The sequence below is a fragment of the Methylobacterium oryzisoli genome (assembly GCF_046557895.1).
GTDB classification, from domain to species: Bacteria; Pseudomonadota; Alphaproteobacteria; order Rhizobiales; family Beijerinckiaceae; genus Methylobacterium; species Methylobacterium oryzisoli.
The window spans coordinates 1-24,653 of sequence record NZ_JBKIBX010000028.1 but is presented as its reverse complement, the minus strand read 5'-3'; the positions used below and the strand labels follow the sequence as shown (position 1 = coordinate 24,653).

The following is a 24,653-nucleotide window of genomic DNA, read 5'->3' as shown; positions in this document are numbered from 1 at the left end:
ACCATCCGGCGGAATCATACTCAGGTTTGTTTGATCCCGAGCGCTTCCGCCATGCGCACCAGATCAGCCAGGGATCGCGCGGACATCTTCCGCATGACATGGCCGCGGTGGATCTTGACCGTGATCTCACTCAGTTCGAGGAGGCCGGCGATCTGCTTGTTCATCAGCCCCGCCGTGACGTGGGCGAGAACTTGCCGCTCGCGGGCGGTGAGCGTGTCGTAGGCCGTCCGCAGCGCCCGCAGGCCCGCGTCGCGGTGGCGGCGCTCGGCGTCGCGCGCGAGCGCGGCCGTGACCGCATCGAGCATGTCCTGATCCCGGAAGGGCTTGGCCAGGAAATCGACGGCGCCCGCCTTCATGGCCCGCACCGACATCGGGATGTCCCCGTGCCCGGTCATCAGGATGATGGGCAGGTGGATGCCGTGATCGGCGAGCTGTCCTTGAAAATCGAGGCCGCTGAGGCCCGGCATCCGCACGTCCACGACGAGGCAGCCTGGCCCGTCCGGCCGCGTCCCGCTCAGGAACTCCGCCGCGGAGGCGTAGGTGGCGGTGGCGAGGTCGACGGAGCGGAAGAGGCCGGCCAGCGCCTCGCGCAGGTCCGCGTCGTCGTCCACCACGAAGACGGTGGGCGCGGCGGGAACCGGGGCGGTTCCGCGGGTCACGGCGCGTCCTCCTGCCCCACCGGCAGGAGGACGTGGAATACGGCGCCGGGTCCCGCATCGGAGACCCAGAGCCGGCCGCCATGCGCCTCGATGGTCGAGCGGCAGATCGCCAGTCCCATGCCCATGCCATTGGCCTTCGTGGTGTAGAAGGGCTGGAAGACCCGCTCCAGCGCGTCCGGCCCGATGCCCTCGCCCGTGTCGGCCACGTCCACCCTCACCGCCCCGTCCTCCTGCCGCGATGTCCGCACGGTGAGCACCCGGGGCCGGTCGCGGATCGCCGCCATCGCCTGAATGCCGTTGACCATCAGGTTGATCACCACCTGCTGCAGCTGCAAGCGGTCGCCGTGCACCCGCTTCAGGCCGGGCTCGCTCTCCTGGCGCAGGATCACGGCGTGGCGCGCGAGTTCCCGCTCGAGGAGCTGAGCCGCCTCGCCGATCATCTCGGCGAGGTCGAGCCATTCCTGGCGCGGCGGCGCCTTGGCGAGGAAGCCACGGATGCGGGCCACGATCTCGCCCGCCCGGCGCCCGTTCGCCACCACGCGACCGAGCGCGTCGAGGGCCTCGCCGAGGTCGGGGGACGGGCGCCGCAGCCAGCGCAGGGCGGCCTCGCCGTTCGTGACCACGGCGGCCAGCGGCTGGTTGATCTCGTGCGCCATGGTGGCGGTGAGTTCGCCCATGGTCGAGACCCGGGCCGCGTGGGCGAGATCCGCCTGCACCGTCAGCAGGGCCTCCTCGGCCTCCTTGCGCTCGGTGATGTCGAGGGCGTGGACGAGCACGCAGCCGAGATCGGCCGGATCGGCCGGGAAGCTCACGCCGAACAGCACCGGCACGGCGCCGCCGTCCTGGGTGCGCACCTGCGTCTCGCCCTCGAAGAACCGCTCCCCGTTCGCCAGGGCCGCGAGCGCGTGCGGGAAGGTCTGGTCCGTCTCGGGCAGCAGGTCGTGCAGCGGGCCGAGCAGGGCCTCGCGGTCGGGCGCCCGCAGCATCCGGATCGTCACGCTGTTCACGTCGACGATCACGACGCTGCGGCGCGCACCCGCCAAAACATCCGGATGGGCCGCGCAATGGGCCGCGATGTCGCGCACGCCCTCGGCCCGCAGCCGGTCAAGGTCGGCCTTCACGGCCGACCAGTCCTGCTGGAGGATCGACACCCGCGTGTTGTCGAAGATGGTGCGGTAGCGCCGCTCGCTCTCGACGAGCTGCGCGTAGGTGCGCTTGCGCTCAGTGACGTCGGTGTTGGTCTCCAGCACCGCGACGGGCGCCCCGGCGGCGTCGCGCTGGAGCGCCCAGCGGCTCTCGACCACGACGGACCGGCCCGAGCGCACCCGCTGGATGAGCTCGCCCTCCCAGCGGCCGGTGCGGTGCAGTTCGGCCAGGATGACCGCGCGGTCGGCGGGAAACTCCGTCTGGAGAACCTCGTGCGCCACGCGGCCCACCACCTCGGCGGCGCTCCGGCCGTAAAAGTCCTCGGCGGCGCGGTTCCAGAAGGTGATCACGTCGTGCCGGTCGCGGACGAAGACCGCGTCGTGAGTGAGATCGAGGAGACGGGCCTGCTCGGCCAGCACCGCGGCATCGGCCTTGTGGCGCAGGGCCAGCGCGGTGGTGATGCCGATGGCCGCGAGGCTCACGAGGCAGCGCAGCAGCGGCGAGCCGATTTCTTCCGGATCGTGCGAGATCAGGTAGGCGCCGATCGTCAGAGCGAGACAGGCGCCCGAGGCGAGGATCACGCCATGGCGGCTGAAGGCCCGGGCCGCGATCAGCACCACCACGACGTACAAAACAGCCACCGCCCCTTCGAGGGGCGTGGCCACGTCGATCAGGAAGACCGCGAGCGCGATCGCGACGGCCGCGACCCGCGACGCGGCGCCGTCGGACGCCTCAGCCACGCGCGTCGCGGGGGGCTTGGCGCGCCTCGCCGCTCGACCCGGGTGCGGCGCGCGGCATCGTCACGCTGAAGGCCGAGCCGCGGCCTGGCCGGGAGCGGACGCCGACCGGATGGCCGAGCGCCTGGGCGGTCTGGCGCACGATGTGGAGGCCCAGGCCCAGACCGGCGCCGTCGCGCCGCCCGCCCCGGTCGAAAGCCTCGAACAGGGTGGCGAGCTTGTCGGGCGCGATCCCCGGCCCGTCGTCGAGCACCCCGAGCTCGATCCGGGTGCCGCGGCGCCGGCATCCCACCACCACGCGCCCGCCCGGCCGGGCGTACTTGATCGCGTTGCCGACGAGGTTGCGCAGGATCGTGGCGAGCATCGCCGCGTCGGTGCGCGCCGAGAGGCGCGTCGCCCGCACCCGCAGCCGCACGCCGCACCGCGCCGCGTAGGCCTGCCACTCGGTCTCCACCGCGGCGAGCAGCGGGCCGAGCGCCACCGTCGCGAGCCGCGGGGGCACGTCGCCGGCCTGCGAGGAGCGGGCGAGGTCGTCGAGTTCGCGTCCCAGGCGCTGGAGCGCATCGCTGGCGAGCCCGAGGCGGGCCGCCGCGCGGGGGGCGACGCCGTCCGAGACGGCGCACTCGATCGCCATCAGGGCGACCTGGAGGGGCTGCTTGAGGTCGTGACCGGCGACCGCCAGGAGGCGGGCCATGGCCGTGCGGGCGGCCTCGGCGCGCATCAGGGCCTCGCCCACCGAAGGTCTTCCCGGGATCGCCACCGTCATGCCCATCCGCCCCTCCTCGCCCAGGTCGTCCCCTTCGGACACCGATCCGTTCCCCCGGTTCCGGCAAGCTGGACGATGCCGTGCTGCCCCGCTGGATGAAACTATACGGAGGTTTTACCAGTGTTGTGCCGATGGAATGGGAGCACTGCGCCGAACATCATAGATCCGCGCCGTTCCGGAGGGCTTCGCGGGCATTCGATCGATCCATCGAAGGTCGTTCCGGCCGCGGAGCGGGGTGCGCCACGCTCCGCCAGGAGGCGGCACCGGATCCTCACCCGTGCGCCATCGAGCGGCGCCACGCATGCGGGCTCATGCCGGTGAACCGCCGGAAGGTGCGGCCGAAATGGCTCTGGTCCGCCATGCCGCACTCGAGGGCGATGGCGGCGAGCGGCGCGGCGGTCTCCCGCATCAGCCGGCGCGCGCGATCCATCCGCCGGCGCAGGATGTAGGTGTGCGGCGTCTCGCCGAAGCTCGCCTTGAAGGCGCGGCCGAAATAGCCCGCGCTGAGCCTCGCGCGGGCGGCGAGCGCCTCGACCGTGACGGCGCCGGCGAGGTTCTCCTCGATATAGGCGTCGATCCGCTTCATCTGCCACGCGGCGAGGCGGCCGGATGCAGCCTCGGCGGCCTCGTCCAGCATCGCGGCAGCGCGCAGCACCAGCAGGCGGGCCGCCGCGCGGTCGATGTCGAGCGTCTCGCGCGCTTCGAGCAGGAGGGCGGCGATCAGGCCGGCCGGTGCCCCGGCCGGCGAGAGGTCATGGCGGTTCTGCCCGGTGGTCATCCGTGTCTCCGCTGCGCCGGCCCGCACGGGCCGCACGCTCCGCGAGGAGATTCGCGCGGGAGCGGCGCCGGTGACATCGCGCTGAGATGTGGGCGGGCCGACACGCTCGTCTGCCCGCCTCATACGGAGGTATCGGCCGCTCGACGTGGGGCCTGTCGTCAGGGCCGCGGGACGTCGCCGCGGCGGAGGGCGGCCGTCGTCATGCTCGCCAGCACGCCGTCCTTCCGCACCAGCCCGTGAAAAAGGGCCGCCGCGAGATGCAGCAGGATCAGCGCGAAGAACGCCAGGGCGAGGTAGACGTGGGCGTGCCAGAGGATCGTCCGCAGGGCGTCGCTCTGCGGCAGGATCGCCGGCAGCCGAACCGGTCCGAACAGGACGATCGGGTAGGCGCTCGCCGACAGCATGCCCCAGCCGATCAGCGGCAGGGCGATCATCAGCGCGTAGAGCAGGTAATGCGAGGCCGTGGCCGCGAGCTTCAGCGGCTGGGGCAGGTCGGCCGGCAGGGGCGGCGCGCCGGATCTGGCCCGGACGCCGAGGCGGAGAAGCGCGAGGGCGAACAGCGCGATCCCGAGCGTCTTGTGCGTGGTGATCAGCGACAGGTATTCGGGTCCGACGGTCGAGACCATGCCGACCCCGATGAACAGCATGGCGAGGATGCAGGCCGCCATCACCCAGTGAAGAGCGCGCTGCAGCAGCGTGAAGGTCTGGATGGGTCCGGTCATGGCTGTGACTCGCGCGGGACGGTTAGCGGGAGGGGTAGTGCTTCGCTTCGGCGGTGCGCAGATCGAAGGATCGGGCGTAGGCCGCCGAGCGCGCCGCCGGGAAGGGATCGTCCGAGACGCGGATGCCGTCCGGGAGCAATGTCGGGTCGAAGTTGATGTCGCGGCAGGGTCCGTCGGCCTCCGCCTCGATCCGCTGCACGACCAGGGTCCCGACCGCGACCGTGGTCCGTGTCTCCGGCCACGCCTGGCTCGGATCCGCCGTCGGGTCGCCCGGATCGGCCAGCGTCACCTGCGCGGTCCAGCGCTGCGGCGCCCCGGCGACCCGTTCGGCGATCTCCTTGTCCAGGTGATCGGGGCCGCGCGCCGCGAGGTCCGCGGCGGTGATCGGCACGACGGGCGCCTGCGGCACGAACGACCACCGGGCCGGGCGCGCGGCCCCGGAGGCGCCGACGAGCAGGAAGGTGTTGAGGCTGTTGTAGCGCTCCTCCGCGTAGCTGCCCGTGAAGGGGGCGGTCTTCGCCCAGGCGCCGAAGGCGGCGAATTCGGGATGCGCCGCCGCGAAGGTCTTCAGGGCGTCGGGATCCTTGGTCCGGGAGGCGAGGAGGAGGTCGTAGAAGGCCTGCGGGGTCGAGACGGGGAAGACCGGCGCGTCGATCATCGCGCTGCGCCAGACCTCGCCATCCGCCGCCGTGATCTGCAGCCCGAGCCCGCGCACGCGGACCGTGGCGTCCGGCGCCCCCGGATCGGCCGTGCCGAGGTTGAAGCGGCCCAGCGCCGCGAAGGTGCCGGGGCGGAAGATTGCGGCGCGCGAGTGGGCCGCCCCCTGCCCGTTCGACTCGAACACGCCCGTGAAGCAGATGCCCTTGGCGTGGTTGCGGCGGTAGCCGAGCGCCGGGCCCTTGGGCGGCGCGAGGGCGTCGACGAGCTTCGTCGGCGTGAGGCGGCCGGGCGACAGCCAGCCGGCCGTGTAGGCGAAGCCGCCGGCCACGGCCGCCACGACGGCGCCGATGGTGGCGTAGGCTCCCAGATGGGCGCGCAGGGAAGAGGCGAGGGTCTCGCGCATCTCACAACATCCTCGGCAGGGTCCGTCGTCCCGGTGCGGGACCGGGGACGACGTGGCGGATCAGCCGTTACCGGCACGCCGCGACCACGGCTGTCACGAAACCGGCTGTTTTGGCAGCATTCCGCCGTTCCGAACCCCGACCTCCCGCAGGCCGGGCGTCGTACGAGCGGTTTCATCGCCACCCACCGCCGGCCTCGACAGATGACGCCCTATCATACCGACGTATGAGCTCGCCATATCCTTCGATACTGGCCGAGTACTTCGGCATGACTGCCTTTCCGTCGCTCAGGATGTAGATCGTTGTGAGAGGCCGCGAAGGCGGTACTTGCTACGAGATGAGGCTGATCATGAACGCTCGACCCATCCTGCCCGTCGTGCTGCTCGCCCTCACGACGAATCTGGCCGCGGCGCAGGGCGCCGGCCGCGCCTACGAGTATGCCGGCAGCCACGCGGGCGGGCCGGCGGATGCGCTGATCCCGAACGGCACGCCGCGTCCCGTCACCCCGCCGCCGGCCGGCGGTCCCTACCAGTATGCGGGCAGCCATGCGGGCGGTCCGGCCGACGCGCTGATCCCGAACGGCATCCCGGCGCCGATCGTCCATCCGGTGAGGGATCCCGCCTACCGCTATTCCGGCAGCCACGCGGGCGGTCCGGCGAACGACCTCATCCCGGAGTGACAGCGTCACATCCCGGCTCCCGGCCCGCCCCTCCGGGCCGGGCCGGCGAGCCTCCGGCAGAGCGAAGGCGGCGGTCCTCGCCGCCCCCCGAGCCCGCGCCGACCGGGGAGTGCACCGGGACCGATCAACCGAGAGGCGCGCTCCAGAAGGACCGCTGTCATGCCCGTTCCCCCAGCACTGCATTCCATCGCTCTCGCCGCGCTCGCCGGCCTGCTGCTCGCCGGCGGCGGCACCGCTCTGGCGGACCAGCCGTCTCGCGACGGATACCGCGCTGTGCGCGCCGCGCCGGCACCGCGTGATCCGCTGGCCGGCCTCCTCAAGGCGGACGACGACAGCGACAATTCCAAGCGACCCGAGCTTCCGCCGTCCGAACAGGACAAGGCCGACGAGACCGGCGGGCCGGATCGCGTCCTTCTCCGGTAGAGGCGGGCCCCCTTGCGCTGATCGCCCCGGACCCGCCGATCCCTGCAGCGACGCCCGATCGTCGGCCGATCCCCCGCACGGGGCCACGATCGGCGGCGGGCTCACCGCGACGAGGTGGCTCATGACCATGATGCTGAGAGGATGCGTGCTGGCCGCCGCGATGGCGCTGATGGCCGGCCAAGCCGCCGCGGCCAGCCAAGCCGCGGCGGCCAGCCAGGCCGATGCGGCCAGCCCGGCCGCCGGGAGGGCGACGCCGAATGGCGGCCTCATCACGGCGCCGCACACCCGCGCGAGCGGCCGGGTGGTCCCGTCCGGCGGGCCGGACGCACGCGCGCTGGATCGCGGCATCGGCCGGAAGACGCGGATCGAACGGCGCGACGACGAGATCGACCGCCGCATCTGCATCGGCTGCTAGCCTGTCATCCCGCCGATCCGCCTGACGCGCAGGAAAGGGCGGGTCACTTTGTCTTGAGCTGGACTGGATGGAGAGAGATGCCCTCCGACCTATCCTGCGGTGACGTTCGGTCCAGGGCATGACGTGCGGAAGGGTGTTCGCCGATGAGACGCTGGCTCACGATCGCCCTGTCTCTCGCCGCCCTCGGCGCGATCGGCGCCGGCCTCTACGATCGGGCCGCGTCGGTGCCGACCCGGGACGCCGCCGTGCCCCCGCCCGTCCCGGTCGTCACGGCGGAGGTCAGGCAGCACGATGTCCCGCTCGTCCTGACCGGAATCGGAACGGTCCAGGCCCTCAACACCGCCGCCATCCGCAGCCAAGTGACCGGCATCCTGGAGAGCGTCGCGTTCACCGAGGGGCAATCCGTCAAGCGCGGCGACGTGCTGGCCCGGATCGACCCGCGCGTCTTCCAGGCGCAGCTCGATCAATCCCGGGCGCAGCGCGCCCGCGATCAGGCGCTCCTCGCCAACCAGCAGACGAATCTCGGCCGCGACGAGCCGCTGCTCCAGCGCGGCTTCGCCACCGACGAGCGGGTCACGGGCGAGCGCGCCCAGGTCGCGCAGACGCAGAGCAGCCTGCAGGCCGACCAGGCCGCCATCGACCTCGCCCGGACGCAGCTCGACTTCGCCACCCTGCGCGCGCCCTTCGACGGCGTCACGGGCCTGCGCCTGATCGATCCGGGCAACATCATCCACCCGACCGACGCGACCGGGATCGTGACGCTGACGCAGGTCCAGCCGATCAGCGTCGTCTTCACGCTGCCCGCCGACGACATCCCGGCCATCCAGGCGGCTCTCGCGCGCGGAACCGTCCGGGCGGTCGCCTACGACCAGACCGGGACGCGGCCTCTCGACACCGGCACGCTGCTCCTCATCAACAACCAGGCGGACGCCAACACCGGCACGGTGCAGCTCAAGGCGACCTTTCCGAACGCGGAGAGGCAGCTCTGGCCGGGCACCTTCGTCACCGTGGAGGTGACGACCGCGATCGTGCCCGACGCGCTGACCATCCCGGCCGATGCGCTGCAGCAGAACGACCACGGCCCCTTCGTCTTCGTGGTTGGCGCCGACCGGACGGTCTCGCTGCGGCCCGTCCAGGTCGCGCAGCGCCAGCGCGGCACGGTCCTGATCACGGGCGGCCTGCGCGCGGGCGAGACCGTGGTGGCGCAGGGCCAGTACCGGCTCGCGCCCGGCACGGCCGTCGCGGACGCGCCGGCCTCGGCGGTCCCGAACACCACGACGGCGAGCGCGGGGATGCTGCCATGACCCTCTCGGCCCCCTTCATCACCCGTCCGATCGCCACCGGCCTCCTGATGCTGGCGATCGTGGTGCTGGGGGCGATCAGCTACACGCAGCTCCCCGTCGCGGCGCTGCCGAACATCGACTCGCCGACGATCCAGGTGACCGCGCAGCTGCCGGGCGCCGATCCGAGCACGGTCGCCTCCTCGGTCGCCACCCAGCTGGAGCGGCAGTTCGGCCAGATTCCCGGCCTCGCCCAGATGACGTCGAGCAGCGGCACCGGCTTCACCCAGATCACCCTGCAGTTCGACCGCAGCCGCACCATCGATTCCGCCGCGGGCGACGTGCAGGCGGCGATCAACGCCACGCAGGGCCAGCTCCCGGCCGCCCTGCTCACCCCGCCGACCTACCGCAAGACCAATCCGGCCGATTCGCCGATCCTGCTGATCGCGCTCACCTCCGACGTGCTGCCGATCATGACGGTGAGCGACTACGCGAACTCGATCATGGCCCAGAAGATCTCGCAGGTCCCGGGCGTCGGCCTCGTCGGGGTCGGCGGCCTGCAGAACCCGGCCCTGCGCATCCAGGTCAACCCGGCGCAGCTCGCCGCCCAGAACCTCGACTTCGAGACGGTCCGCTCGGCCCTCGCGGGTCTGACGGTGCTCCAGCCGAAGGGCCAGCTCTACGGCCGCCAGCAGGCCTTCGCCCTCCAGACCAACGACCAGCTGATGACCGCGCAGGGCTTCGCGGACGCGATCGTCGCCTACCGCAACGGCGCGCCGATCCGCGTGCGGGACATCGGCCGGGTGATCAAGGCCCCGCAGGACACCACGCAGGCCGGCTGGCTGAATGACAAGCCCGCCGTGCTGCTGGCGGTCCAGCGCCAGCCGGGCGCCAACGTCGTCGCGACCGTGGCGGCGATCAGGGCTGCCCTGCCCCAGCTGCAGACGGCCCTGCCGCCGAGCATCCGGGTCGAGGTCGTCTCCGACCGCACCCGGACGATCCAGGCGAGCCTGGAGGACGTGAAGATGACGCTCCTCCTCACCATCGCCCTCGTGGTCGGGGTGATCGCCCTGTTTCTGCGCCGCCTGTGGGCGACCGTCATCCCGAGCATCGCGGTGCCGATCTCGCTCGTCGGCACCTTCGCGGTGATGCAGGCCCTCGGCTACTCGCTCGACAACCTCTCGCTGATGGCGCTGACCATCGCGATCGGCTTCGTGGTCGACGACGCGATCGTGATGGTCGAAAATATCGTGCGCCACATCGAGGAGGGCGCGACGCCGCTGCGCGCCGCCCTCGATGGGGCGGGGGAGATCGGCTTCACCATCCTGTCGATCTCGCTCTCGCTCGTCGCGGTGTTCATCCCGCTCTTCCTGATGGGCGGCATCGTCGGCCTGCTCTTCCGCGAGTTCGCCGTCACGGTGGCGGTGGCGATCCTCGTGTCGGTGGTGGTCTCGCTGACCTTGACGCCGATGCTCTGCGCGCGGCTGCTCCCCGCCCGCGAGGCTGCCCCCGGCGCGGTCTCCCGCTGGCTCGAACGCGGTCTCACCGCCCTGACGGCGGCCTACGAGCGCGGCCTGCACGGCGTGCTGCGCCACCGGTTCGTCACGCTCCTGAGCTTCCTCGCCACGGTGGCTCTCACGGGAACGCTGTTCTGGCTGATCCCAAAGGGGTTTTTCCCGCAGCAGGATACCGGGCTGATCATCAGCGTCAGCGAGGCCGCGCAGGACATCTCGCCCGAGGGCATGCGCCAGCGCCAGCAGGCGATCCTGGCCATCGCGGGCCGCGACCCGGCGGTCGCCTCGGCGGTGGGCTTCATCGGGCCGGGCGGGGTGACCGTCACGGGGAACACCGGGCGCGTCTTCCTGACGCTGAAGCCGAAGGACGAGCGGAACGTCAGCGCCGACGCCGTCATCACCCGCCTCTCGCGGGCGCTCCAGCAGGTCCAGGGCATCACGCTCTACATGCAGGCCGCGCAGGACATCACGATCGGCAGCCGCCTGTCGAAGACGCAGTACCAGTTCACGCTGACCGACGTGAACCTCGACGAGCTGAACGTCTACGCGCCGAGGCTGCTGGAGGCGCTGCGACGATTGCCCGAACTCACCGCCGTGGCGAGCGACCAGCAATCGGCCGCGCGCACGCTCACCGTCGCGATCGACCGCACCGCCGCCTCGCGCCTCGGGATCGACCCGGCCCGCGTCGACGACACGCTCTACGACGCGTTCGGCCAGCGCCACGTGGCGCGGATCTACACGGCGCTCAACCAGTACTACGCGATCCTGGAGGTCGAGCCCGCCTACCAGCTCGGTCCCGGGGCACTGGAGCGGATCTACGTCCGCTCGCAGAGCAACACGGCGGTGCCGCTCAGCCAGATCGCCCGGCTTGTGCCCGGCGTCGCCCCGGCCGCGGTGAACCACCAGGGCCAGTTCCCCTCCGTGACCCTGAGCTTCAACCTCGCGCCGGGCGCCACGATCGGGGCGGCGGTGGCCGCCGTGCAGAAGGCGACCGCGGACATGCACCTGCCCGCCTCGATCGCCACGAGCTTCCAGGGCAACGCGCAGGCCTTCCAGACCTCGCTGTCGAGCACGCCGCCCCTGATCCTGGCAGCCCTGTTCGCGGTCTACGTCATCCTCGGCATGCTCTACGAGAGCGCCATCCACCCGCTCACCATCCTGTCGACCCTGCCCTCGGCGGCCCTGGGCGCGCTCGCGGCGCTTTTTCTCGCCGGCCGGCCGCTCGACCTGATCGGGATCATCGGCCTCATCCTGCTGATCGGCATCGTCAAGAAGAACGGCATCATGCTGGTCGACGTGGCGATCGCGGCCCGGCGCGAGCGCAGTGCGTCGCCCGAGGACGCGATCGTCGAGGCCTGCCGGACGCGCTTCCGCCCGATCCTGATGACGACGCTGTGCGCGCTGCTCGGCGGCGTGCCGCTGATGCTCGGGACCGGCACGGGCGCGGAGATCCGCCAGCCGCTCGGCTACGCCATCGTCGGCGGCCTCCTCGTGTCGCAGGCGCTCACGCTGTTCACGACGCCGGTGGTCTACCTCTACATGGAGCGGCTGAGCGACGCCCTGACGTCGCGGACCGCCCCGATGCAGGACCTGCCGACGCGCTGACGCTCCGCCGGCCCGGTACGGGACCCGATCGTGCCACGAGCAGGCACCCTCTCCGCCCGGTGAAGCAGATCACGCCGTGATCGCCGGCCCGGGACCGGATCGTCGGACCGGATCATCTGTCAGCCGTTGCCCCGCCCGATCCGAGATCTTCTCCGTGATCCGGATCACGGACGATGATCGGTTCGACCGGCAGGGTTCAGTCTCCATCGACTGAATTCTGGCAGACGAACCATGTCCATCTTCTCACTCTCGACTCTCGCCTCCGTCCTGTCTCGCAAGACCTCGGGCGGCACGCGCCCGGCCGCCGACGACCTCCTGGACGAGGAGACTCCGGCCGGCGCGGCGGTGACGACGCGCTCCGTGCTCGGCACGTTCACGGCGGGAACGCTGTCGGTGTTCGGCGACAACCTCGACAACGGCGTCGCGGTGAGCCGCGACGCCGCCGGGCAGATCCTCGTGAACGGCGGAGCGGTTCCCGTCTTGGGCGGCACCGCCACCGTCGCCAACACCACCCTGATGCAGGTCTTCGGACAGGGCGGCAACGACACCCTCGCCCTCAACGAGGCCAACGGCGCGCTGCCCCGCGCGCACCTGTTCGGCGGGATCGGCAACGACACGCTCACCGGCGGATCGGGGGCCGACCTGCTGTTCGGACAGTCCGACAACGACGTGCTATTCGGCAAGGGCGGTGCGGATGCCCTGTTCGGCGGGGCCGGCAACGACACGCTCACGGGCGGCGACGCGGACGATCAGGTCTTCGGCGAGGCCGGCAACGACCGCATGATCTGGAACCCCGGCGACGACACCGACCTGTTCGAGGGCGGCGAGGGCAGCGACACCGCCGAGGTCAACGGCGGCAACGGCGCCGAGACCTTCGCGCTCACCGCCAACGGCACGCGCGTGCGGTTCGACCGGCTCAACCCGGCGCCGTTCTCGCTCGACATCGGCACGACCGAGAGCATCGTCGTCAACATGAACGGGGGCGACGACGTCTTCAGCGCCACCGGCAACCTCGCCGCGCTGATCGGCGTGACCGTCGATGGCGGCACCGGCAACGACACCATCCTGGGCGGCAACGGCGCCGACATCCTGCTCGGCGGCGACGGCAACGACTTCGTGGACGGCAACCAGGGCAACGACGTCTCCCTCCTGGGGGCGGGCGACGACGTGTTTCAGTGGGATCCCGGCGACGGCAGCGACGTGGTCGAGGGGCAGGCGGGAACCGACACGCTACGGTTCAACGGCAGCGCCGCGTCGGAGACCATGGCGGTCTCGGCGAACGGCGGTCGGGCGCTCGTGACCCGCGACGTCGGCAACATCGTCATGGATCTGAACGACATGGAGACGGTGCGGATCGCGGCGCTGGGCGGCACCGACACCATCACGGTCAACGACCTGTCCGGCACGGACGTCACGCGGATCGCGCTCGACCTCGCCGGCCCCGGCGGGAGCGGGGACGGCCAGCCCGACACCATCGTGCTCAACGCGACCAACGGCGACGACGTGATCCAGCTCATCGGCGACGGCACCAGCGTGCGGGTCTTCGGCCTCGCGGCGGAGATCGAGATCACCGGGTTCGACGCCGGCGACCGGCTGCTGATCAACGGGCTGTCGGGCGACGACGTGATCGAAGCCTCGGGCCTCGCGGCCACCGGCATCCGCCTCGCCGCCGATGGCGGGGCCGGCAACGACGTGATGATCGGCGGCGGCGGCGCCGACACGCTGCTCGGCGGGTTGGGCGACGACGTCCTGCTCGGCGGGCCGGGCCTCGACGTGCTCGACGGCGGGGCGGGCAGCAACGTCGTCATCGCCTGACGCCGCGGATCACCGTCCTCACACCGGCGCCCGGGCCCGGTACGGCCCGGGCGCCGTCGCGCATGAGTCCCGCACGGCGGCCGGCAGGAGCCCCTCTCACTCGCTCCCGAGGCGGCCCGGCTGGCTCGCGAGGCGGCGCAGCGTCGTGCGCAGCCAGCGATGGGCCGGGTCGTCGTCGTAGGAGGCGTGCCAGAGCATCGCCATCGCGACGTCGTCCAGCGGCACCGGCGCGGGGCTGACCGTGAGGCCGAGCGCGTCCGCGAACAGGTGCGCCAGCCTTGCGTGCATGGTCGTCAGCACCGGGGCGACGCGCACGAGGAACGGCACGGCGAGGAAGCGCGGCGAGGTGACGGCGAGCGTGCGGCGCAGGCCGAGCGCCGCCAGCGCGTCGTCCACCACGCCGTGCGCCGTCTCCTTGAGGCTGGTGAGCACGTGCGGGAAGCGCAGGTAGTCGTCGAGTGAGATCGGCGGCGTGAGTCCCACCAGCGCGGCGTTGAACAGACAGACGTAGGTGTCGCGGTAGAGCAGGGTCTGCTTGTGGTGCTGCTGCCCCCGGAACGACAGGTCGATCGCGAGGTCGATCCGGTCGGCATCGATCTCCTGCAGCACGTGGGCGCGGTCGACGGAGCGCAGCAGGAGGCTGATCCCGGGCGCCTCGGCCCGCAGGTAGGCGAGCAGCGTCGGGCCGAGCAGCACCTCGGTGCTGTCGGGCAGGCTGATCGTGAAGGTGCGCTCCACCGTCCGGGGATCGAACGCCTCCTCGCGCCGCACCAAGAACTGGATCTGGCGCAGCGTCGCGCGCACCGGCTCGGCGAGCGCGAGCGCCCGCGGCGTCGGGCGCATCCCCTCCGGCGCGCGGGTCAGCAACTCGTCGTCGAACAGCGCGCGCAGCCGCCCGAGGCTGCTGCTCATCGCCGATTGCCCGACGCCCGTGCGGGCGGCCGCCCGGGTGACGCTGCGCTCGGACAGGAGCGCGTCGAGGGCGACGAGAAGGTTCAGATCGATTCGGCTAAGATCGATATGATCAATAGTCATTATCGATGCGATCTGTTTGATCCATGCTGCACCGCAGCGCATATGGGGTCCCAGACGCGGGGCCGAGAGCGCCCCGCCCAACCGGAAAGCCCCCGAACCATGATGCGCACGACCCTGCTCGCGGCCACGGCCGCCCTCTCCCTCATCGGTGCCGCCCAGGCCGAGACCGTCAAGCCCGCACGGGCGAACAGCCTCGATCTCGGACCGCTCGCCGGGATCGCCTACTACACGGTGGAACCCAAGGGCTACCGCGTGGTGGTGACCCTCGCCCCGCGGGCCGCGGCGCCCGCCATCCGGTTCGAGGCGGTGCTCGCCGCGGGCCAGAGCGTGACGCTCTCGACCCCGCGACAGGCGGGCGCCACGAGCCGCGCGGTCGAGATCAGCCGCGACGGCGACACGGTCTCGATCACGCCCGCATCGGATCCGGTGCAGGAAACCGCCTCCCTCCGCTGAGGACCCGCGCCGCTCCGCCCGCCCGGCGGGGCGGCGCTCCCCGGCGCGAGGGTGGCCTCACGTGTCTTCCTGCGGCGACTCGTAGGAGGGGCCGACGGTGTCCGCCGCGTAGGCGCGCCGCGCGCCGAGCGGCTTCGGCCGCCCGGTGGTGCTGTCGAGCACCGTCTGCCGCTCCATCTCGGCGTTCAGCTCCGCCCCCAGCAGCACGATGACGACGGACAGCCAGATCCAGGTCATGAAGCCGATGCCGGCGCCGAGCGACCCGTAGGTGCGGTTGTAGCTGTCGAAGCTCGCCACGTACCACGAGAACAGGGCGGAGGCGCAGACCCAGAGCAGCGCGGCGACGCTGCTGCCCCAGGTCACCCAGCGCCACTTGGCCTCGCGTCGGCTCGGCCCGTAGCGGTAGATCACCGAGAGGCCGAGGCTGACCAGCACGAGAAGTGCCGGCCAGCGCAGGAGGCGCAGGGCCGTATCCGCGGCGAGCGACTGCAATCCGACTTGGTTGAGAAAGACCGGCAGGGCCACCACCGCGCCGGTCGCCACCAGCGCGAAGGCGACGCCGCTCAGCGTGAACAGGATCGTCGTGCCGTAGAAGCGCAGGAGCGTCCGCTTCTCGCGCTCCTTGTAGATGACGTTGAGCGCATCGAAGAGCGCGCTCACGCCCGAATTCGCGCTCCAGAACGCGATCAGGAGGCTGACGAGCGAGGCCGTGCTCAGCGCGCCCGTGCTCTGCTTGGCGACGCGGGTGAGTTCGCTCGCGAGGAGGTCGAGGACGCCGCCCGGCAGCACCCCGACGAGCAGGCTGAGATGCTGGTTGATGGCGCCCGGATCCGCCACCAGCCCGTAGAGCGACACGATCGTGGCCAGGCCCGGAAACACCGCCAGCAGGGCGAAGAAGGCGACGCTGCCCGCCGTGGCGAGCACCCGGTCCTGGGGAACGGACTGGGTCATGCGGTACAGGATGTCCGTCCAGCCGCGGGGCGGGATCTGCGCCGGCTCCGCCGCGGTGCGGCCCCGGTCCGGCTCGCGGGCGCGGGCCAGCGCGAGGGCGCGCGCCTCAGCGTCCGGCGGGCGCGTGCTCACCGAGCGCCAATCCTCCCCGTGCTCGCTCGTATCGGCCATCGCGATCGGGCCTCGACCCGATCAAGAACCGGCGAGACCCGGCGAAGTTGCCCGCGGCACCCCGGCCCTGCCGTGCGCGGCATGCCGCCGGCGGCCGCGAGGCCGCCCAGCAATACAGCCGCATGGCTGCACCTTATGATTACCAGCATAGGCCGGAGCGATGCTGATCTCTGCGAGGCCGAGCTCGTCATCGACTGACTTGTCGGCCGCATCAGGTGACAGAATCGCGCCGTGGCGGTAGGGATCTGTCGGGCTCAAGCCCGTGATCGCGTCTCTCCCGCGCCGGTGAGACGGGCGCGTTCGGCACACCCGATGTCCGGGTCGGGGCCCGCTTCAGGCCCGGCCGGCGCCGTCGCCAGGATCGAGCGGGGCTGGGAGGGGCGGATGAAGGCGGAAGGGGCGATCTCGCGGCGGCGGCTGCTCACGGCAGCCTGCGCGATGGCGGCCGGACCGGCCGGCCTGACCGTCCGGCCCCGTCCGGCCCGGGCGCAGACCAAGACCTTGCGGATCATGCAGTGGCGGCACTTCGTGCCGGGCTACGACCAATGGTTCAACGAGGTCTTCGCCAAGCAATGGGGCGAGGCCAACGGCACCGAGGTCATCGTCGACAACGTCAGCTTCGGCGAGCTGACCCGGCGGGCGGCGGCCGAGATCCAGGCGCAGCGCGGCCACGACCTGATCCAGTTCGTCACGCCGCACGCGATGCATCATGACCAGCTGATCGACCATCGCGAGATCTTCGAGGAATGCGAGCGGCTTTTCGGGGCGCCGGGCGAGTTCGCGGTCCGCGCCCACTACAACCCGCGGACCCGCTCCTATCTCGGCTTCGCGGCCGCCTTCCAGCCGGCGCTGGTCAATCTGAGGAAGTCCCTGTGGGACGGCGCGCACGCCACGCCCCAGGACTGGCAGAGCGTGCTGGCGGGCGGGCGGCGGATCCGGCTGCTCTCCGGCAAGCCCCTCGGCATCAGCCTCGCCCCCGAGCACAACGGCGAACAGACGCTGCGCTCGATCCTCTACTCCTTCGGCGCGTCCGAGCAGGATCGCGACGGCCAGCCGGCGCTGAAGTCGCAGGCGACCCTGGAGGCCCTGGCCTACGTCAAGTCGCTCTACGAACAGGCCATGACCCGGGACGTGCTCACCTGGGACGGGGCATCCAACAACCGCTTCATGCTGACCGGGGAAGGCTCCTTCACGGTGGACAGCCTGTCCATCCTGCGGGCCAGCGAGACCCTGAACCTGCCCTTCGCGGGCGATCTGCAGATCGCCGCCATGCCGGAGGGGCCGGCCGCGCGGCTGGGCTCGTTCGGCTTCTACACCTACGCGATCTGGCGCTTCGCCGAGAACCGGCAGGGCGCCGAGCGCTTCCTCGTCGATCTGACGGCGCGGGCGCGGGACGCTTTTCTGGCCAGCGGCTTCCAGAACATGCCCTGCTACCCGGGCGCCGTGCCCGACCTCGCCGCGCTCTCGGCCGGCGGCGAGGCGGCGCCCGGCAAATACGCCCTGATGAAGGACGTGCCGCGCTGGACCACCAATGTCGGCCATCCCGGCTGCACCAACCCGGCGATCAGCGAGATCTACGAGAAGGGTGTCGTCTCGCGGATGTTCGCCGCGGTCGCGACGGGCCGTCTCGCCCCCGAGGCGGCGCTCGACGAGGCGAGCCGCGAGGCGCAGGCGATCTTCGAGACGTGGAGGGACCGCGGCAAGGTGTGAGACGGCCCGCCGCCGGAGGGCCGAGCGCGGTGCGGGGCGAGGCTCCGGGCGGGTGGTGCGAGAGGGTAGTGGATGCGCATTCGCAACAAGCTGCTTCTGGCGATGTCGGTGCCGATCGGCCTGCTGATCGTGCAGGTGCTGTCGGTGAACCACTTCGTCCGCGAGCTGCAATCCGCCGTGGCCTTCATCGGATCGGCGCACGCGGTCATCGAGGCCGACTTCGTGGCCGTCGAGCAGGTGGTCAAGCTGCGCCAGGAGGTGAAGCAGCTGCCCTCCGCCGCCGTGGTCTCGCGCACCCTCACCGAGACCGACCGGGCCGCCCGCCAGGCCGCCTGGGACCGGCTGACCGGCGCCATCGCGGTCATCACCGGCTCGCGCGCGACCGAGAAGGTGGCCCCCCAGGCCCTGTCCAGCCTGACGACCGCGCTCGCGCGGGCGCAGCGCGAGTACGAGCGGACCCGCGACCTCACGGCCGAGGAGGCCGCCGATCTCACCATCCTGATCGAGCGCGCCATCACGGCCGACCAGGCGCTCGCGGGCCTGGAAGAGGCGCTCAAGGCCATGACGGTGGAGCTGCGCCGCGAGCTCCAGCTCGCCGTCGACCGCGAGCGGACGATCCACGACCACCCGGTGATCGCCGGCATCGCGATCGGCGGCACGGCGGTGCTGGTGCTCATCGCCTTCACGTGGGTCTACGTCGACCGCCACCTCGTCGGGCGGATCACCGCGCTCAGCCGCAGCATGCTGGCAATCGCCGGCGGCACCCTGCGCGCGCCCCTGCCGGCGGCCGAGGGGGGCGACGAGATCGCCGAGATGGCCAAGGCCCTGAGCGTCTTCCGGGACACGGCGGTGGAGGTCGAGGACCAGAGCCTGCGCGAGCGCCAGATCGTCCTCGACACCATCGAGTACGGGGTCCTGATCCTCGACGCGGACCTGCGGGTGCGCATGCACAACCGGGCCTTCCGCGACCTCTGGGGCGTGCCGCCGGACGGGCTGCCGCCCGGACGGCCGATGTCCGCCCTCCTCGACGCCCTGCGCAGCCGCAGCCTGCACGGCGTGCCCGAGGCCGACTGGCCGGCCTACGCGGAGCGCCGCCTCGCGGACATCCGTGCCGCCGACAGGCCGCCCTCGGAATGGCACCGGCCCGACGGGCGGGTGGTGCAGTACGAGGTGGTGGCCCTGCCCGACGGCGGACGCATGCTCACCTATTTCGACCTCACCGCCCTCAAGCGGGTCGAGGCCGAACTCCGGGCCGCCAAGGAGCAGGCGGAACTCGCCAGCCGGGCCAAGTCCGACTTCCTCGCCAGCATGAGCCACGAGCTGCGCACGCCGCTCAACGCCATCATCGGCATCAGCGAGATGCTGAAGGAGGATGCGGAGATCGACGGCGACACGCACCTGGAAGAACCGCTCGCGCGCGTGCTGCGCGCCGGCAAGCTCCTGCTGCAGCTCATCGATGAGGTGCTGGACCTCGCCAAGATCGAGGCCGGGAAGCTCGAATTGCAGCCCGCCGATTTCGACCTGCGCGCGCTCCTCGGCGACGTCCTCGAAACCGCCGAACCGCTGTCGGACAAGCGCGGCAACCGGCTTCGGCTCGACGCCGAGCCGGAGCTGGGGCGGGTGGAGCTCGATTCCACGCGCCTGCGCCAGATCCTCCTCAACCTCTTGTCGAATGCCTGCAAGTTCACCGAGCGCGGGGAGGTGACCTTGAGCGCGCGCCGCACCGGCGAGTGGATCGAACTCGCGGTCCGGGATACCGGGATCGGCATCGAGCCCGAGCACCTGCCGCGCCTCTTCCAAGAATTTCACCAGGCCGGCGTCGCCAAGCACCGCAAGTACGGCGGCACCGGGCTCGGCCTCGCCATCAGCCGCCGGCTGGTGCGGCTCATGGGGGGCGAGATCAGCGTCGAGAGCGAGGCCGGCACGGGTTCGGTCTTCACCGTGCTGCTGCCGGTGCGCCTGCCGGTCGCCGAGGCCGAGGCCGCATGAGCGCGCGAGGGACGATGCCGCGGATCCTGTACGTCGAGGACAACGACGACAACATCTACATGCTCATGCATCGGCTCCAGCGGCAGGGCTTCGCGGTGCTGGTCGCCCGCGACGGGGCGAGCGGCGTCGCGCTGGCGCGCGCCGAGCGGCCCGACCTGATCCTGATGGATCTCGGCCTGCCGGTGCTCGACGGATGGGAGGCCGCACGGCTGCTGAAGCAGGACGAGGCCACGCGCCGGATCCCGGTGATCGCCCTCTCGGCCCACGCCATGGCGGGGGACAGGAGCCAGGCCCTGGAGGCCGGCTGCGACGATTACGACGTGAAGCCGGTCGAGTGGCCGCGGCTGCTGGCCAAGATCCGCGGTCTCCTGGAGGCGGCGCACGGGGCCGCGGAGCCCGGCGCATGAGCGAGCCGGCGCTCCTCGTCGTGGACGACGACGACAACAACCGGTTCACCCTGGTGCAGCGGCTCAAGCGGGAGGGCTACGGCGACGTCGCTCTGGCCTGCGACGGGCGCGAGGCCCTGGCGCTGCTCGCGGCGCGGCCGTTCGACCTCGTCCTGCTCGACGTGATGATGCCCGAACTCGACGGCATCGGCGTCCTCACCGCGATGAAGGGCGATGCCGCGCTCCGGCACATCCCGGTGATCATGATCTCGGCGGTGAGCGACGTCGACCGGGTGGTGCGCTGCATCGAACTCGGGGCTGAGGACTACCTGCAGAAGCCGTTCAACAAGGTGCTGCTGCGGGCACGGGTCGGCGCCTGCCTGGAGAAGAAGCGCCTGCGCGACCAGGAGCAGGCCCACCTCGCCCAGATCGAGCGCCAGCGCGGCCGCCTCAGCGAATTGCTGCACGCGATCCTGCCCGCTCCGGCGGTGAGCGAACTGGAGGCGAGCGGACGCGTGGAGCCGCGGCGGCACCCCGAGGTGATGGTGCTGTTCTGCGACGTGGTGGAGTTCACGGCCTATTGCGACGCGCACGCGCCGGAGACGGTCCTGGCGCATCTCCAGCACTTGGTCGTGGCCTTCGACGATCTGGCGGCCGAGTTCAACCTGGAGAAGATCAAGACGATCGGCGACGCCTTCATGGCGACGGGCGGCCTCCTCGTGCCCAATTCCGAATCCGTCCTGTCCGGCATCGCCTGCGCCTTCGCGCTGATCGAGGCGGCGCGGGCCGGACCGGCGGGCTGGGAGCTGCGCTGCGGCCTGCATGTCGGCCCGGTGGTGGCGGGGGTGGTGGGGCGCAGCAAGTTCAGCTTCGATCTGTGGGGCGACACCGTGAACGTCGCGGCGCGGCTCGCCAAGATCGGCGAACCGGGCTGCGTGCATCTCAGCGAGGCCGCGTGGCGCCGCGTCGGCAGCCGCTGCGACGTGCAGGCGATGGGCGCGCTGCCGATGCGGGGCAAGGGCGTGGTGCCGGTGTATCGCTGCGAGGCCGAGGCGGCGCGCCACCTGCACGCGCTCGCCACCGGGCGCCCGACCGCACCCGGCGGATAGGGTGCGCACCGAACCACGGCGCGGTCCGCCCGGATCGCGCCTCCGACCGACGAGGGAGCCACGTCACCCGTGACCGAGACCGCCTATGCCTGCCTGGAGCGGGACTTCGCCCGCATCGCGGTGCTGGAGGATGCCGCCGGCATCCTGGGCTGGGACGCCCGCACCGCCATGCCGCTCGGCGCGGCCGAGGGACGGGCCGAGCAGCTCGCCGCCCTGCGGGGCCTCGTGCACGAGGCCCTGACGGCCGAGCCCCTCGCCGATCGTCTCGACGAAGCGGAGGCGCAGCGCGGGGCGCTCGAACCCTGGCAGGCCGCCAACCTGCGCGAGATGCGCCGCACGCGACTCCATGCGGCGGCCGTGCCGCGGGACCTCGTCGTCGCCCGCGCCAGGGCCACCTCGCGCGCCGAGATCGTGTGGCGCGAGGCGCGGCGGACGAGTGATTTCCCGCTGCTGCGGCCTCATCTCGAAGACGTCGTCGGGCTGCAGCGCGCGATCGGGCAGGCCAAGGGCGCGGCCCTGGGCATCCCGGCCTACGACGCCCTGCTCGACCAGTACGATCCCGGCCTGCGCCAGAGCCGCGTCGACGCGCTGTTCGGGCCCCTGCGCCGCCTCCTGCCCGATCTGATCGGGCAGGTGCGGGAGCATCAGGCGCGCTCCGCTCCGCCGCGGCCGATCGCGGGCGATTTCCCCGTCGCGGCGCAGCGCGCCCTCGCCGAGACGGTGATGCGGGCCGCCGGGTTCGACTTCGCCCGCGGCCGGCTCGACGTCAGCCTGCATCCCTTCTGCGGCGGCGCCACCGGGGACGTGCGCATCACCACGCGCTACGACGGCACGGATTTCACCCGCGCGCTGATGGGTGTGCTGCACGAGACCGGCCACGCCCTCTACGAGCAGGGGCGCCCGGCGGCGTGGCAGCGCCAGCCCGTGGGACGGGCGCGGGGCATGACGCTGCACGAGAGCCAGTCCCTGCTGATCGAGATGCAGGCCTGCCGCTCGCGCGAGTTCCTCGGCTTCCTCGCGCCGCTGATCGGGCACCATTTCGGCCGGGAGGATCCCGCGTGGTCCTCGGAGAATCTCTACCGCCTCTACACCCGCGTCGCCCCGGGCCTCATCCGGGTGGACGCGGACGAGGTGACCTACCCGGCCCACATCCTGCTGCGCTACGACCTGGAGCGGGCGATGATCGCCGGGGATCTGGCGGTCGCCGATCTGCCGGGCGCCTTCGCCGCCGGGATGAAGGACCTGCTCGGCCTCACGGTCGGCGACGACGCGGATGGCTGCCTGCAGGACATTCACTGGCCGAGCGGCGGCTGGGGCTATTTCCCGACCTACACGCTGGGGGCGGTGACCGCGGCCCAGCTCTTCGCCGCGGCCTGCGAGGCCGAGGCGGAGATCCGGCCGGGCCTCGCGCGGGGCGACTTCGCGCCGCTCGTCGGCTGGCTGCGGACCCATATCCACGCCGTGGGCAGTTCGCGCGAGACCGACGAGATCGTGGCAGCGGCGACCGGCAAGCCGACGGATCTCGACGCCTTCCTGGCGCACCTGCGCCGCCGCTACCTGGGCGAGGGCGAACGACCCTGACTCCCTCGCCCGGCGGGCGGGACGCGCCGGGCGGACGGGCTCCGATGGCCAGCCGTGCAGGACTCCGACCGGGGCCGCCTTCACGATGCGTTAAGCGCTTCGACCGCTGATAGGGCATCAGAGCGCCGCCACGGGCGGCGGAGCCGCCGAGGCGGGCCGCCTGACCCGCGCGCGGGTGCGGCGCCCGGTCGGCAGGCCTGTCCGGCGCCATTCGGTCCCGTGCCGGGCCGCCGCTTGGAGGAACCGCCGTGCTTCCCACTGCGCTATGGCCTGCCTCCCGGCGGAAAGCGGCCCGCGGATCGACCGGCGTCGCCAAGGGCGTCGCCAAGCTGCTGAAGTCGGGGGCCGACCTCACGGGCGCCGCGGCGCGCGAGGGCCGCAAGGCGGCCCGCCAGCTCGGCCGGGCCGTGACGGCCGGCCGGGCCTCCGCGGCCGAGGAGACGACCCGGCCCTCGGGCCAGTTCGTGGAGGTGGACGGCCTCCAAGTGCACTACATCGCGCGCGGCAAGGGCCGGCCCGTCGTCCTGATCCACGGCAACGGCACCATGGCGGAGGATTTCGCGATCTCCGGGCTCGTCGCCCAGCTGGCCAAGCGCTACCGGGTGATCGCCATCGACCGGCCCGGCTTCGGCCATACCGACCGGCCGCGCCACCGCATCTGGACGGCCGACGCGCAGGCGCGCCTCGTGCGCCGCGTGCTGGAGCGCCTCGCCGTCGAGCGCCCGGTCGTCCTCGGCCATTCCTGGGGCACCCTCGTGTCGCTCGCCCTCGCGACGCAGGCGCCCGACGCGGTGCGGGGCCTCGTCCTCCTGTCCGGCTACTACTACTCGACCCGCCGGGCGGACGTGGCGATGATCACGCCGCTCGCCCTTCCGGTCGTGGGCGACGCGGCCCGCTCGCTGGTGCCGTCCGCCCTCGGCCACCTGCTGGCGCCGCAGGTGTTTCGGCACGTCTTCCGCCCGCAAGCGATCCCGGCCAGCTTCCAGGCGCGCTTCCCGGTCGGGCTGTCGATCCACCCGACCCAGGCGCGCGCGAGCGCCGAGGACACCGCCAGCATGAACGCCGCGGCGGCGCTGCTGCGGCCGCATTACCGGGGCCTGCGCGTCCCGCTCGCGATCCTCAGCGGCGATGCGGACGCGATCGTCGATCCGGCCGGGCAATCCTGCCGCCTGCACGAGGAGGTGGTGGGGAGCACGCTGACGCTGCTGCCGGGCCTCGGCCACATGATCCACTACGCGGCCAAGCCGCAGATCGTGCGGGCGGTGGACGCCGTAATGGCCACGGACGGCAAGCGCCTGAAGTGGGCCTGAGCGGCCGCACCGTCCTTCGGCGCGGGCGCACCGCCGACGCCCTGAGGCGGCAGCGTCCTCAGTCCCGACCGCCCTCCCCTCTCGATCACGGCGGCGGCCGAGGCCCGGGCGGACTCATGCGCATGGCCTGAACGCAAGAAACCCCCGCGCGCGGAGCGCCGGGGGTTCGTCGTGTGTGGTCGTGTGTCGTGATGGTTGGTTGCGGGGACAGGATTTGAACCTGTGACCTTCAGGTTATGAGCCTGACGAGCTACCGGGCTGCTCCACCCCGCGCCGGGGCCCTCGCGGGATCGTGCCCCGAGCCGTGGTGTAGCTCTGTCGGTGTGATCACCGCGATCCCCGGCTGGGCCGGATCTGG

Annotated in this window: 21 protein-coding genes and 1 tRNA gene; 13 read left to right on the top strand and 9 right to left on the bottom strand. The window is 72.1% G+C overall.

From position 1 onward, the window contains the following. Window positions 1–20: 20 nt before the first annotated feature. The 6 genes from ACKUB9_RS22635 to ACKUB9_RS22610 all read right to left on the bottom strand — a co-directional run bounded on the left by ACKUB9_RS22635 (window position 21) and on the right by ACKUB9_RS22610 (window position 5,871). Window positions 21–659, bottom strand: coding sequence for a response regulator transcription factor (locus tag ACKUB9_RS22635; RefSeq protein WP_407526979.1), 639 nt, complete (start codon window positions 657–659; stop codon window positions 21–23). Further along, complete coding sequence (locus ACKUB9_RS22630) at window positions 656–2,545, bottom strand: PAS domain-containing sensor histidine kinase (protein WP_407526976.1); 1,890 nt, start codon at window positions 2,543–2,545, stop codon at window positions 656–658. The genes ACKUB9_RS22635 and ACKUB9_RS22630 overlap by 4 nt, the downstream gene beginning before the upstream one ends. After that, window positions 2,538–3,350, bottom strand: a complete 813-nt coding sequence (locus ACKUB9_RS22625; RefSeq protein ID WP_407526973.1) for a sensor histidine kinase — start codon at window positions 3,348–3,350, stop codon at window positions 2,538–2,540. Before ACKUB9_RS22625 ends, ACKUB9_RS22630 begins: the two co-directional genes overlap by 8 nt. A gap of 229 nt (window positions 3,351–3,579) precedes the next feature. Further along, window positions 3,580–4,086, bottom strand: coding sequence for a helix-turn-helix transcriptional regulator (locus ACKUB9_RS22620; RefSeq protein ID WP_407526971.1), 507 nt, complete (start codon window positions 4,084–4,086; stop codon window positions 3,580–3,582). A 158-nt stretch (window positions 4,087–4,244) separates the two neighbouring features. Continuing rightward, window positions 4,245–4,808, bottom strand: coding sequence for a cytochrome b (locus ACKUB9_RS22615; RefSeq protein WP_407526968.1), 564 nt, complete (start codon window positions 4,806–4,808; stop codon window positions 4,245–4,247). Between the two features lie 22 nt (window positions 4,809–4,830). Next, on the bottom strand, window positions 4,831–5,871 hold the full coding sequence (locus ACKUB9_RS22610) for a catalase family peroxidase (protein ID WP_407526966.1): 1,041 nt from the start codon (window positions 5,869–5,871) through the stop codon (window positions 4,831–4,833). Window positions 5,872–6,218: 347 nt separating this feature from the next. On the opposite strand from ACKUB9_RS22610, the gene ACKUB9_RS22605 reads away from it, so the two are divergent. The 6 genes from ACKUB9_RS22605 (at window position 6,219) to ACKUB9_RS22580 (ending at window position 13,600) form a co-directional block, all read left to right on the top strand. Continuing rightward, window positions 6,219–6,548, top strand: coding sequence for a hypothetical protein (locus ACKUB9_RS22605; protein ID WP_407526963.1), 330 nt, complete (start codon window positions 6,219–6,221; stop codon window positions 6,546–6,548). A 159-nt stretch (window positions 6,549–6,707) separates the two neighbouring features. Then, window positions 6,708–6,971 (top strand): hypothetical protein, encoded by a 264-nt coding sequence (locus ACKUB9_RS22600; protein ID WP_407526960.1) that lies wholly within the window; start codon window positions 6,708–6,710, stop codon window positions 6,969–6,971. Between the two features lie 145 nt (window positions 6,972–7,116). Next, on the top strand, window positions 7,117–7,386 hold the full coding sequence (locus tag ACKUB9_RS22595) for a hypothetical protein (protein ID WP_407526957.1): 270 nt from the start codon (window positions 7,117–7,119) through the stop codon (window positions 7,384–7,386). Between the two features lie 143 nt (window positions 7,387–7,529). Further along, entirely contained in the window at window positions 7,530–8,690 is a 1,161-nt protein-coding gene (locus tag ACKUB9_RS22590) for an efflux RND transporter periplasmic adaptor subunit (protein ID WP_407526953.1), read from the top strand. After that, on the top strand, window positions 8,687–11,785 hold the full coding sequence (locus ACKUB9_RS22585) for an efflux RND transporter permease subunit (protein WP_407526951.1): 3,099 nt from the start codon (window positions 8,687–8,689) through the stop codon (window positions 11,783–11,785). Before ACKUB9_RS22590 ends, ACKUB9_RS22585 begins: the two co-directional genes overlap by 4 nt. Before the next feature lie 231 nt (window positions 11,786–12,016). After that, complete coding sequence (locus tag ACKUB9_RS22580; RefSeq protein WP_407526948.1) at window positions 12,017–13,600, top strand: calcium-binding protein; 1,584 nt, start codon at window positions 12,017–12,019, stop codon at window positions 13,598–13,600. 96 nt (window positions 13,601–13,696) lie between these two features. Here the strand turns inward: ACKUB9_RS22580 and ACKUB9_RS22575 are convergent, their stop codons facing one another. Continuing rightward, window positions 13,697–14,635: a LysR family transcriptional regulator gene (locus ACKUB9_RS22575; RefSeq protein WP_407526945.1), complete on the bottom strand. Its 939-nt coding sequence runs from the start codon at window positions 14,633–14,635 to the stop codon at window positions 13,697–13,699. Window positions 14,636–14,734: 99 nt separating this feature from the next. Here ACKUB9_RS22575 and ACKUB9_RS22570 point away from each other — a divergent pair, with 99 nt between their 5' ends. Next, window positions 14,735–15,088 carry a hypothetical protein gene (locus ACKUB9_RS22570; protein WP_407526942.1) on the top strand — a complete coding sequence of 118 codons (354 nt, stop codon included), beginning with the start codon at window positions 14,735–14,737 and terminating at the stop codon, window positions 15,086–15,088. Window positions 15,089–15,145: 57 nt separating this feature from the next. Here the strand turns inward: ACKUB9_RS22570 and ACKUB9_RS22565 are convergent, their stop codons facing one another. Then, window positions 15,146–16,210, bottom strand: a complete 1,065-nt coding sequence (locus tag ACKUB9_RS22565) for a YihY/virulence factor BrkB family protein (protein ID WP_407526939.1) — start codon at window positions 16,208–16,210, stop codon at window positions 15,146–15,148. A 384-nt stretch (window positions 16,211–16,594) separates the two neighbouring features. Here ACKUB9_RS22565 and ACKUB9_RS22560 point away from each other — a divergent pair, with 384 nt between their 5' ends. The 6 genes from ACKUB9_RS22560 to ACKUB9_RS22535 all read left to right on the top strand — a co-directional run bounded on the left by ACKUB9_RS22560 (window position 16,595) and on the right by ACKUB9_RS22535 (window position 24,295). Beyond that, on the top strand, window positions 16,595–17,920 hold the full coding sequence (locus ACKUB9_RS22560) for an extracellular solute-binding protein (RefSeq protein ID WP_407526936.1): 1,326 nt from the start codon (window positions 16,595–16,597) through the stop codon (window positions 17,918–17,920). Window positions 17,921–17,992: 72 nt separating this feature from the next. Next, on the top strand, window positions 17,993–19,909 hold the full coding sequence (locus ACKUB9_RS22555) for an ATP-binding protein (RefSeq protein ID WP_407526933.1): 1,917 nt from the start codon (window positions 17,993–17,995) through the stop codon (window positions 19,907–19,909). A gap of 14 nt (window positions 19,910–19,923) precedes the next feature. Continuing rightward, on the top strand, window positions 19,924–20,316 hold the full coding sequence (locus ACKUB9_RS22550; protein WP_407526930.1) for a response regulator: 393 nt from the start codon (window positions 19,924–19,926) through the stop codon (window positions 20,314–20,316). Next, the gene (locus ACKUB9_RS22545; protein ID WP_407526928.1) at window positions 20,313–21,404 is read left to right on the top strand and encodes an adenylate/guanylate cyclase domain-containing protein; all 1,092 of its coding nucleotides are present in this window, start codon (window positions 20,313–20,315) and stop codon (window positions 21,402–21,404) included. The genes ACKUB9_RS22550 and ACKUB9_RS22545 overlap by 4 nt, the downstream gene beginning before the upstream one ends. A gap of 69 nt (window positions 21,405–21,473) precedes the next feature. Then, window positions 21,474–22,985 carry a carboxypeptidase M32 gene (locus ACKUB9_RS22540; RefSeq protein ID WP_407526925.1) on the top strand — a complete coding sequence of 504 codons (1,512 nt, stop codon included), beginning with the start codon at window positions 21,474–21,476 and terminating at the stop codon, window positions 22,983–22,985. A gap of 248 nt (window positions 22,986–23,233) precedes the next feature. After that, window positions 23,234–24,295, top strand: a complete 1,062-nt coding sequence (locus tag ACKUB9_RS22535; protein ID WP_407526921.1) for an alpha/beta fold hydrolase — start codon at window positions 23,234–23,236, stop codon at window positions 24,293–24,295. A 196-nt stretch (window positions 24,296–24,491) separates the two neighbouring features. Here ACKUB9_RS22535 and ACKUB9_RS22530 read toward each other — a convergent pair. Further along, a tRNA-Met gene (locus ACKUB9_RS22530) sits at window positions 24,492–24,568 on the bottom strand. Window positions 24,569–24,653: the final 85 nt, after the last annotated feature.

Excerpts from the sequence above, each read along its gene's own strand:
- ACKUB9_RS22545 (WP_407526928.1), top strand. The coding sequence starts at position 20,313 with ATGAGCGAGCCGGCGCTCCTCGTCGTGGACGACGACGACAACAACCGG.
- ACKUB9_RS22575 (WP_407526945.1), bottom strand. The coding sequence starts at position 14,635 with ATGACTATTGATCATATCGATCTTAGCCGAATCGATCTGAACCTTCTC.
- ACKUB9_RS22565 (WP_407526939.1), bottom strand. The coding sequence starts at position 16,210 with ATGGCCGATACGAGCGAGCACGGGGAGGATTGGCGCTCGGTGAGCACG.
- ACKUB9_RS22585 (WP_407526951.1), top strand. The coding sequence starts at position 8,687 with ATGACCCTCTCGGCCCCCTTCATCACCCGTCCGATCGCCACCGGCCTC.
- ACKUB9_RS22550 (WP_407526930.1), top strand. The coding sequence starts at position 19,924 with ATGCCGCGGATCCTGTACGTCGAGGACAACGACGACAACATCTACATG.
- ACKUB9_RS22590 (WP_407526953.1), top strand. The coding sequence starts at position 7,530 with ATGAGACGCTGGCTCACGATCGCCCTGTCTCTCGCCGCCCTCGGCGCG.
- ACKUB9_RS22605 (WP_407526963.1), top strand. The coding sequence starts at position 6,219 with ATGAACGCTCGACCCATCCTGCCCGTCGTGCTGCTCGCCCTCACGACG.
- ACKUB9_RS22580 (WP_407526948.1), top strand. The coding sequence starts at position 12,017 with ATGTCCATCTTCTCACTCTCGACTCTCGCCTCCGTCCTGTCTCGCAAG.
- ACKUB9_RS22615 (WP_407526968.1), bottom strand. The coding sequence starts at position 4,808 with ATGACCGGACCCATCCAGACCTTCACGCTGCTGCAGCGCGCTCTTCAC.
- ACKUB9_RS22620 (WP_407526971.1), bottom strand. The coding sequence starts at position 4,086 with ATGACCACCGGGCAGAACCGCCATGACCTCTCGCCGGCCGGGGCACCG.
- ACKUB9_RS22600 (WP_407526960.1), top strand. The coding sequence starts at position 6,708 with ATGCCCGTTCCCCCAGCACTGCATTCCATCGCTCTCGCCGCGCTCGCC.
- ACKUB9_RS22555 (WP_407526933.1), top strand. The coding sequence starts at position 17,993 with ATGCGCATTCGCAACAAGCTGCTTCTGGCGATGTCGGTGCCGATCGGC.
- ACKUB9_RS22570 (WP_407526942.1), top strand. The coding sequence starts at position 14,735 with ATGATGCGCACGACCCTGCTCGCGGCCACGGCCGCCCTCTCCCTCATC.
- ACKUB9_RS22560 (WP_407526936.1), top strand. The coding sequence starts at position 16,595 with ATGAAGGCGGAAGGGGCGATCTCGCGGCGGCGGCTGCTCACGGCAGCC.
- ACKUB9_RS22610 (WP_407526966.1), bottom strand. The coding sequence starts at position 5,871 with ATGCGCGAGACCCTCGCCTCTTCCCTGCGCGCCCATCTGGGAGCCTAC.